Source organism: Coprococcus sp. HPP0074, from assembly GCF_964238105.1.
GTDB lineage: Bacteria > Bacillota > Clostridia > Lachnospirales > Lachnospiraceae > Faecalimonas > Faecalimonas umbilicata.
The window spans coordinates 21,113-27,201 of the sequence record NZ_CAXSKS010000012.1 but is presented as its reverse complement, the minus strand read 5'-3'; the positions used below and the strand labels follow the sequence as shown (position 1 = coordinate 27,201).

Here is a 6,089-nt window from a genome sequence, read left to right as displayed (position 1 = left end):
GTGATTTTGAAGGTATATGAAAAAGAGAAGAGATAGAAAAGAGAGAAGATATTTGCAGGAGCAGATGTCTTTTTTTGCGTTTATAAAAAGAGTCAGCAAGAGAAACTGGTGCATTGACAGAGAAACCACGACCCGATATCATGAAAGGTATGAATGAGAATGATCTCAGAGAGAACGGGAGGGTGCCCATGCTGACCAAAAGACAAAATATGATTATGACCATCATGAACAATCAAAAGGATTGGATCGTAGGAAAAGATCTTGCAAAATTATTGAATGTATCTGATCGGACAATCCGCAATGATATTGCTGCGATCAATGAGTTTTACGCAGATACGATGATTGAATCTAATATCCGGAAAGGATACCGGATTCAGGGAGAAAAAGTAAAAAGATTTATAGAAGAGACAAAAAAGGAAATTCCGGAGACAGGGGAAGAAAGAAGATGGCTGATCCTGAAAACATTGGTGGAGCATAATCAGGTAAATATATATCAGTTAGCAGACCAGATGTGTATTTCAGAGTTTTCACTGGAAAATGATATGAATAAAATCCGAAAATTACTGGACAATTATCAAGGGTTAAAGGTAATCCGTCAAAGTAATATGCTGCAACTTTCCGGAGGAGAACGGGAAAAGAGACATTTATATGAAGAGTTGATCTCCTATAAGATCAGCGGCAATCTGTGGAATTTAAATAAAGTTGCAGAAAATTTTATGCGCTTTGATCTCCTGAAAGTAAAGGAGCTTTTAAAAGATATTTTTGAGGAATTTCATTATCAAATGAATGAAGTAAGGATTCCTACTCTATTGATCCATGTAGGAGTGATTTTGGAAAGAAATTTTGCTTGTCATTTTTTAAAAGAGGATGAAGAGCAGCAGGGGAAATATGGAAGAGAGGAATATGAAATTTCCCGACATTTTTTTGAAAAAATCGGCGCTAGACTGTCTTTACAAGTTCGGGAGGCAGAGATCTGTGATTTTGCCATTTATTTGGAACATGGAAAAAGAAAAGGATATTGTGAAGAAGAACAGCTACAAGGATTAGCTTCGGATTTGGTACAGCATATTATCGTTGAGATTCGGGAACATTTTGATATTGATTTCAGTGAAGATTGTGAATTCAGACTTGGACTGGAAGTACATACAGTTTCCCTATTAAAGAGACACTATGCAAATGTTGAGATTGATCATACATGTTTGGAAGAAGTGAAGAGAAAATATCCCCTCATTTTTGAGATGGGAGTGTGGGTATGCAAGATTATGGAAGAACATTTGAATATCATCATCAGTGAGAATGAGATTTCTTTTATTGCATTACATCTTGGATCTGCATATGAAAGAGCAAATTTAAGACGAAAATACAGATGCTTGTTAATATGTCCTCACAATCAGACAGTAAAGGATTTGTGCATACAGAAAATCGTGAACCGTTTTCAGGATCGTATGGAAATTGTGGGTTGTATGAGCTATTTTGAAGAATCACTTATCAGGGAGAAAAATCTCGATTTGATACTGACGACACAACCGGTGGCACATGCTCTGGATATTGAGACAACAGAAATATCTATGTTTTTTGCTCATACAGATGAAGCAGCTGTTTTTCAGACATTGAATAGATTAGATCAGATCCGTTATAGAAATAATTTTCAGTTTTTTATTTTGAATCTGATCAGAGAAGAGTTTTTTACAGCAAATATGGCAGTAGAAGAACCGGAAAAGATTATATCGGATATGTGTGATAAACTGTATGCCCGTGGGTATGTAAAAGAAAATTTTAAGGAGGGAGTACTGAAAAGAGAACGTCTTTCTCCAACATCTTTTTTTCATGGTTTTGCAATACCGCACAATATGTCTCATCAGGAGACAATTCATTCTGCAATCAGCACTGCAATTTTAAAGCAGCCGGTCCAATGGGGGAGTTATGAGGTGCGATTTGTACTGTTGTTGGCAATCACAGAAGAAAATAGAAATTTTTTAAAGATTTTCTTTGACTGGCTGGATGATATCGTTTCCAATCCTGAGAAATTTGCGAGACTTTTGGAAGTTCAGGATTATCAGAGCTTTGTGAATACACTTTTGTAAGGGGCAGCATGTTTCTAAAAACAGACAGCATTTCCTAATACTAGGAAGAAACATTGGAGGAAAATAAAAAAATCTACGATATACTTTAAGTAAAGGTTAGGAGGTGCAGAAGATGGAAGAACTTGAGCTGGTTTGTTTTCAGATTATTTCTTTTGCGGGAGAAGCGAGAAGTGCTTATATGGGAGCGATTCAAACAGCAAAACAAGGAAACTATGAAGAGGCGGAGAAGTTGATCAAAGAGGGTGGAGATGCATTTTTGCAGGCACATAAGGTTCATGCAGATCTGATCCATAAGGAAGCCGCCGGAGAGATGGAGCAAACACCAAATTTATTGTTGATTCATGCGGAGGATCAGTTGATGGCAGCGGAGACGTGCAAGATTCTGGCAGTGGAATTGATGGATGCTTACAGACGAATTTCCATTTTAGAAGCAAAAGAAGCATAAAAGAGAGGAAAAAGATATGAAAAAAGTGTACTTATTTTGTAGTGCAGGGATGTCAACAAGTATGCTGGCTGCAAAGATGCAGGAAGTTGCAAATTCACACCAATTAGATATGGAAGTCGCAGCATTTCCACATGAGCAGATCGGAGAGATAATCGCAGCAAAACATCCAGATTGTATTTTGCTCGGACCACAAGTGAAATATCTGTACGATCAGACAGTGAAAGAATATGGAAAGACAGGAATTCCGATTGCAGTGATCGATTCAGGTGATTATGGAATGATGAATGGAGAGAAAGTTTTAAAAACTGCAATCAAAATGATGAGAGCAGTTGGGAAATAAAAGAGTAAACGGAGAGGTAAAGGATATATACTTATGAAAAAATTCACAGGTTTTTTGGAAAAATATTTATCTCCTTTGGGGGCGAAACTGGGTAATCAAAGACATTTGCAGGCATTGTCAAATGGTATGATGATGACACTGCCATTGCTTGTCATTGGTTCTATTTTTATGATCTTGAATAATCCTCCGATTAATTTAGAAACGGTAGATATGAATACAACCAATCTTTTTATCCGTTTTTTAATTAATTGGAAAGAGTGGGCAGTAGCAAACAGCGAATGGATTCTTGCGCCATATAATATGACGTTTGGAATGCTGGGATTGATGACTGCATTTTCGGTTGCCTATTGTTTGGCAAAGAGTTACAAGATGAATGCGGCAGTCAATGGTATTATGTCAATGTCTGTATTTTTACTTGTATGTTCCAAAGTGGTTCAAGTTCCGGTGGGAGAAGATGCTGCGATTTCAGCAATTACATCCCAGTATTTGACAAGTGATGGATTGTTCATTGCATTAGTGTTGAGTTTTGTATGTGTTGAGATTAACCGCATGGTGGACAAACTGGGAATTAAGGTTAAATTTCCAGCATCGGTACCAAGTATGGTTGCTACATTTGTAAACTCATTGCTTCCACTTTTTGTAAATATTGTTATTGTATATGGCATCAATCTGATTTTAATTTCTTTGATCGGAAAATCTATTCCAGAGGCGATCATGAGCTTACTTACACCTGCGATCGATGTCGGAAATAATATCTGGGTGTATGCCGGAATCATTATGTTTTCAAATATTTTATGGTTTTTTGGTATCAATGGAACATCTGTTGTATTTTCAATCGTATTTATGATTGGACTTGCTGGAACAGGAGTAAATGCAGCTCTTGTAGCAGAAGGGCTTGCACCGACTAATCCGATGAACCTTCAGTTATTCCGCTACGCAATGCTCGGAGGAGCCGGAGGAACACTTGGTTTGATCTTACTGATGTGGAAATCAAAATCCGCAAAGCTGAAATCGCTTGCACGAATCTCTATTGTGCCGGGAATCTGTTCCATCAATGAGCCGATTACATTTGGAGTGCCTATGACTTACAATCCAGTTCTTGCAATTCCATATATTTTCACACCATCTATTTGTGTTGTACTTGGATATTATGCGCAGGTATTTGGATGGATTACACCAGGATATGTTGCAGACCCTTCCTTTATTCCATTTTTTATCCAAGGATGGATGTCCGGAATGGATTTTAGAAATGTAATTTTTATGTTCTTATGTATCGCATTGAGTGTGCTGATTTATTACCCATTCTTTAAGGTATATGAAAAACAGGCAGTAGAGAAAGAAACAAAAGAGGCCGAAGAGGAGGATGATTTCGAATGGTAAAAAAGACAATGTATGATCCGTGGCAGTCGATCACAACACGGAATGGATATTGTTGTGATGAAGTGATTTCTGCATTACAGAAGAGTATCCGACGTGCAAATGAAGAAGACGCATGCAAGTTCGCATATGAGTTGTATATTACATCACCGGAGTTAGAAGAGAAGATGTGGAGACGACTCCTTACGATTTCCGTAGAAGATATTGGAATGGGAAATCCGATGGCGGCAGTTGTAGTGAACAGTCTGTTCCAAATGAGAAAAGAATTTGACTATGCAGACGGAGACCGCCCGATCTACTTTATTCATGCGATCCGGTATCTCGTTCAGTCACAGAAAGACAGATCCAGTGACTTACTCAAAAATATCTGTATCAAAGGATTTGCCATGGGAGAGCTTCCGGAGATTCCGGATGTGGCTTTGGATAAACATACACGCCGCGGACAAGAGATGGGAAGAGATTCCTTCCACTTCCTTCATGAGGCAAGTAAAGTAATCCCACAGGCAGAAATTGACAATGATTATAAAGAACGGTATGAAGAAATGTTAAAACGCTATGATCCTGAGAACGTATCGCCTACAACATTTAAGTTCAATGGATGGCAGTTTTAGGAAAATTGTTGACGATTATAGCTGAGAACTGTAAGATGAAATCTCATAGTGTTTAAAAAAAGGGGAAAGAGAGGCTGATGCTGATTTTTCCCTTTTTTAGAATAGAAAACTCTTGTAGAAACAGATGCTTTCGTATGTTTTTACGGGAGTTTTTTATTTTAGAAAACTAGATTTTCAAAATATCTTATGATAAAATTTCCCATAATAAAAGGAAGCAGTAAGAAAGTACGAAGTAAAATAACGGAAGAAGAACGATGGGATAATAGAGGAGACAATGGAAATGGGAAAACGAATATTAATTACAGGCGGAACGGTTTTTGTAAGTAAATTTGCAGCAGAATATTTTGTAAAACGAGGGTATGAGGTATCTGTGCTGAACCGGGGATCGAGGCCGCAGGTCTCAGGAGTTGAGTGGATCTGTGCAGACCGGAATCAGCTGAATGGAGTGCTGCAGGGGAAAAATTTTGATCATGTGTTGGATATTACTGCATATACGAAGGAAGATGTGAAAAATCTTCTTGCGGAGTTGAAGGGATTTTCCACTTATATCCTGATCAGTTCCAGTGCGGTATACCCTGAGACATTGCCGCAGCCTTTTTCAGAGGAGCAGACGGTAGGATACAATTCTATCTGGAGAAAATATGGAAGTGATAAAATTGAGGCGGAGGAGTATTTGATGGAGAAAGTGCCGGATGCCTATGTGATCCGTCCTCCATATCTGTATGGGTCGATGAACGATGTTTACCGGGAAGCCTTTGTATTTGATTGTGCATTGCAGCACAGAAAATTTTATATGCCGGGGGATGGAAGCCAGAAGCTTCAATTTTTCCATGTGGAGGATTTGTGCAGATTGATGGAAGCTATTCTTGAGAAAAGACCAGAAGAGCATATTTTTAATGTGGGAAATGAGGCAATAGATATTCGTACCTTTGTGGAGCTGTGTTATCAGGCAGCAGGAGAACCATTGAGAGTGCGGCTTATAGGGGATCAGTTTTGCCAGACAGATTATTTTTGCTTTCCGGCATATGAGTATGTGCTGGATGTCAAAAAGCAGAAGGAACTACTGCCGGATGTGAAAGATTTCTATGAAGGATTGCGAGAGGCATTTGCGTGGTATTGTGAAAACAAAGAAGAGGTAGAGAGAAGAGAGTATATAGAATATATTGAAAACGAGATGAGAGGATAAACAAAAGCTTTCTTTTCTTAACCCGTTATGTTAGAATCAGCAAAAA

Annotated in this window: 6 protein-coding genes; all 6 read left to right on the top strand. The window is 38.3% G+C overall.

Annotated features, from left to right (window positions below):
- The first annotated feature begins 188 nt into the window (after positions 1–188).
- The 6 genes from ACESPO_RS13145 to ACESPO_RS13120 all read left to right on the top strand — a co-directional run bounded on the left by ACESPO_RS13145 (position 189) and on the right by ACESPO_RS13120 (position 6,043).
- On the top strand, positions 189–2,084 hold the full coding sequence (locus tag ACESPO_RS13145; protein ID WP_008977688.1) for a BglG family transcription antiterminator: 1,896 nt from the start codon (positions 189–191) through the stop codon (positions 2,082–2,084).
- Between the two features lie 112 nt (positions 2,085–2,196).
- Positions 2,197–2,529 carry a PTS sugar transporter subunit IIA gene (locus ACESPO_RS13140; protein WP_008977687.1) on the top strand — a complete coding sequence of 111 codons (333 nt, stop codon included), beginning with the start codon at positions 2,197–2,199 and terminating at the stop codon, positions 2,527–2,529.
- Positions 2,530–2,545: 16 nt separating this feature from the next.
- Positions 2,546–2,869 carry a PTS sugar transporter subunit IIB gene (locus ACESPO_RS13135; protein WP_008977686.1) on the top strand — a complete coding sequence of 108 codons (324 nt, stop codon included), beginning with the start codon at positions 2,546–2,548 and terminating at the stop codon, positions 2,867–2,869.
- Positions 2,870–2,902: 33 nt separating this feature from the next.
- On the top strand, positions 2,903–4,249 hold the full coding sequence (locus tag ACESPO_RS13130; protein ID WP_499788979.1) for a PTS sugar transporter subunit IIC: 1,347 nt from the start codon (positions 2,903–2,905) through the stop codon (positions 4,247–4,249).
- Positions 4,243–4,857 (top strand): AAA family ATPase, encoded by a 615-nt coding sequence (locus ACESPO_RS13125; protein WP_008977684.1) that lies wholly within the window; start codon positions 4,243–4,245, stop codon positions 4,855–4,857. Before ACESPO_RS13130 ends, ACESPO_RS13125 begins: the two co-directional genes overlap by 7 nt.
- A 280-nt stretch (positions 4,858–5,137) precedes the next feature.
- On the top strand, positions 5,138–6,043 hold the full coding sequence (locus tag ACESPO_RS13120) for an NAD-dependent epimerase/dehydratase family protein (protein ID WP_499788978.1): 906 nt from the start codon (positions 5,138–5,140) through the stop codon (positions 6,041–6,043).
- Positions 6,044–6,089 lie beyond the last annotated feature (46 nt).

What these genes read in the sequence shown, in the direction of transcription:
- ACESPO_RS13130 (WP_499788979.1), top strand. Translation starts at nt 2,903, where the DNA reads ATGAAAAAATTCACAGGTTTTTTGGAAAAATATTTATCTCCTTTGGGG.
- ACESPO_RS13120 (WP_499788978.1), top strand. Translation starts at nt 5,138, where the DNA reads ATGGGAAAACGAATATTAATTACAGGCGGAACGGTTTTTGTAAGTAAA.
- ACESPO_RS13135 (WP_008977686.1), top strand. Translation starts at nt 2,546, where the DNA reads ATGAAAAAAGTGTACTTATTTTGTAGTGCAGGGATGTCAACAAGTATG.
- ACESPO_RS13125 (WP_008977684.1), top strand. Translation starts at nt 4,243, where the DNA reads ATGGTAAAAAAGACAATGTATGATCCGTGGCAGTCGATCACAACACGG.
- ACESPO_RS13145 (WP_008977688.1), top strand. Translation starts at nt 189, where the DNA reads ATGCTGACCAAAAGACAAAATATGATTATGACCATCATGAACAATCAA.
- ACESPO_RS13140 (WP_008977687.1), top strand. Translation starts at nt 2,197, where the DNA reads ATGGAAGAACTTGAGCTGGTTTGTTTTCAGATTATTTCTTTTGCGGGA.